This is a genomic window from Nostoc sp. UIC 10890 (assembly GCF_054786515.1).
This window is the reverse complement of record NZ_JBSGKF010000108.1, coordinates 1-2,156: the sequence shown is the minus strand read 5'-3', so window position 1 is coordinate 2,156 and position 2,156 is coordinate 1. Positions and strand designations below refer to the sequence as shown.

Genomic DNA, 2,156 nt, shown 5'->3' with positions numbered 1-2,156 from the left:
CTCACAGATATTTTTTTAATATGGCGATCATCTCTTTCATATTTGAAAGAAAAGCCAGTGAGAACAAAAGTATGTCTATCGTCACAAGGTAAGGGCAGTTTAACTGTACAAGTACCTCCTACACAATATTCATTGTTTCTAAATGATGCAGTGCGGACGTTAGTACCTAAACTGTTGTACTGCAAAGTATATCTGTAAGGGTCATTGCCATCATTATCTTGAAAATTAACAGATACTCCTGAATTACTTTTTAATGCTGTAATTCCTTTAATATGATGGTCGCCATTTGTAAAACCAAATCGAAAACCTGTCAGTCCAGCATTGTTACTAATTCCAGGTGAAACAGTGCGTGAACCTGTAACTGAAGACGTTCCACTTGTAACAATTTGTCCAAAGGCTGGCACAGCACTAAATGTTATTAGGGAAAACAAAGAAGTTGCGAACAGTATATTTTTCATGATTCCTTATGGTAGAAGTTATATGATTTATGATTTAATCAACAAAACAGAGAAAGAAAATATTCCAGATTTTGTTGATTTTGGAAAAATTAATTTTTCAGCCCCAATAAATGGTTTTATTTAAAGCCTTAAAAAAAAATAAGGTCTTAAATATTACTCCACAATCATCAAGCTAAATTGGAGGAGTAATAGAGCTAATCACAAATGTCCAGAGGCTGTTTTTGTCCTCACCTCTCATAACAAATGAGGGAAATAAAATATTCCAAAATTTACTAAAAATTTTTGTATGAACTGATAAAAAGGCATAAAACCCTTGCTCAAAAAGCTTTTTAGCCCAAGTTCAGTTAGTACCTGCATAACAAGAACCAACCCTATATAAACAGTGCCTAATTGAACCAAGTATATTTTTGCTGGTAAAATTACGTAAATAATAGGAACATACAAACTTGATATTAGTCGTTCTAAGCAATCTGCTGGCTATCGCCCAAGGGTTAACCCCGGATTTCTCATCGATGCTCAAAGTCTGTGCTTGTGCAGGGGAGCAGGGGAGCAGAGGAGAGTTATTGCACAAATTCTTTCCCCTCTGCCCCTTCCCTCAAGCTTGTGAGAAATGCAGGTTAACTTGTCCTCGCAGCGGCTCCTCTGGATTATGACTATCCGCTTTTGATTAACTTGCACTAATTGAGGATCATATATCTATGCAGCCAAAACCGTTGGCAAAGACTGTTACACATCTACTAATTGATGCACAACATCAAGAGCTAATCACTAAGATTGCTCGTAAATATACTAGAGGGAGTTCTGTATGCTACGAAGATGCGGCACAAACCGCGAGGATGAAAGTATACGAAGCTGTCAACGCGGGTAAGTTTCATCAAGGCGGGATGGAAGAGTTTCAGCGTTGGGCTACTGTTGTAGCGAGGTTTGAGATTATCAACTTTGTCAAAAAAGAACGTCTGCGGAACCATCAAAGTCTAGATGCAGCCATCACAGGGACGGATATCTCTTTGGTAGAAACAATTCCTGACGAGTTCAACTTGTTGGATGCTGTAGCCCGTGCTGATTTAGTCTGCAAAGCAAAGCAAGCAATTATCGATCTAGATTCTCGTTATGGCGATCGCGGCTATCTCCAATTATGGCAACTAATGGTTGCAGGTAAAACCCAAACCCAACAAGCATCTGCTCTAGGAATCAGTCAAGGGGAAGTTTCCAAGCGTTGGAAGGAATTAGTTGGACGTGTCGTTATAGAGTTGGGACTTGTGCAAACCAAAACTATTAAACAAGAACAACAAAATATTCAGATCAAACATACCAGGCAACGTTCAAAATCTACATGGTAAGGCTTTTGTCAAGCATTTGAAAAATTTATTATAAGTTGGCATAGAATAACTTGCTTACTTGTTAACACAATTGACTGTCTTTAATATCGGGAAATTTCCATCTATGCTTAGAGAATCTGAAAAATCTAACTTTGCTGATATGGGGAAGGCTACGGTGTTACCCCAACCTGGGGAAATCTGGGAATTAAGTCGTCAAATCAGATATTATCAAGATTTTTTTTCAATTCAAGAGAATAAGTTGTACTCAAACCAAGCTCTGAGCTTTTTACGGGGTAATACCCCACCCCGTTATGTCATGATAGTAACACAACCAGAATCAGAGATTGTTCATGTGATGGTATTGTCGGTGGAAACCGAT

Annotated in this window: 2 protein-coding genes and 1 pseudogene; 2 read left to right on the top strand and 1 reads right to left on the bottom strand. The window is 38.2% G+C overall.

Annotated elements, in window-relative coordinates; genetic code table 11:
* Positions 1–458: hypothetical protein (locus tag ACWATR_RS39545; RefSeq protein WP_460345717.1), on the bottom strand; the 458-nt coding region annotated here is incomplete at its 3' end.
* 698 nt (positions 459–1,156) lie between these two features.
* Between ACWATR_RS39545 and ACWATR_RS39540 the strand changes: the two genes are divergently transcribed.
* Positions 1,157–1,798, top strand: a complete 642-nt coding sequence (locus ACWATR_RS39540; RefSeq protein ID WP_460345714.1) for a sigma-70 family RNA polymerase sigma factor — start codon at positions 1,157–1,159, stop codon at positions 1,796–1,798.
* 103 nt (positions 1,799–1,901) lie between these two features.
* A pseudogene (locus ACWATR_RS39535) lies at positions 1,902–2,156 on the top strand (hypothetical protein); the annotation flags it as partial.

Coding starts and splice junctions, on each gene's coding strand:
- ACWATR_RS39540 (WP_460345714.1), top strand. CDS start 1,157: ATGCAGCCAAAACCGTTGGCAAAGACTGTTACACATCTACTAATTGAT.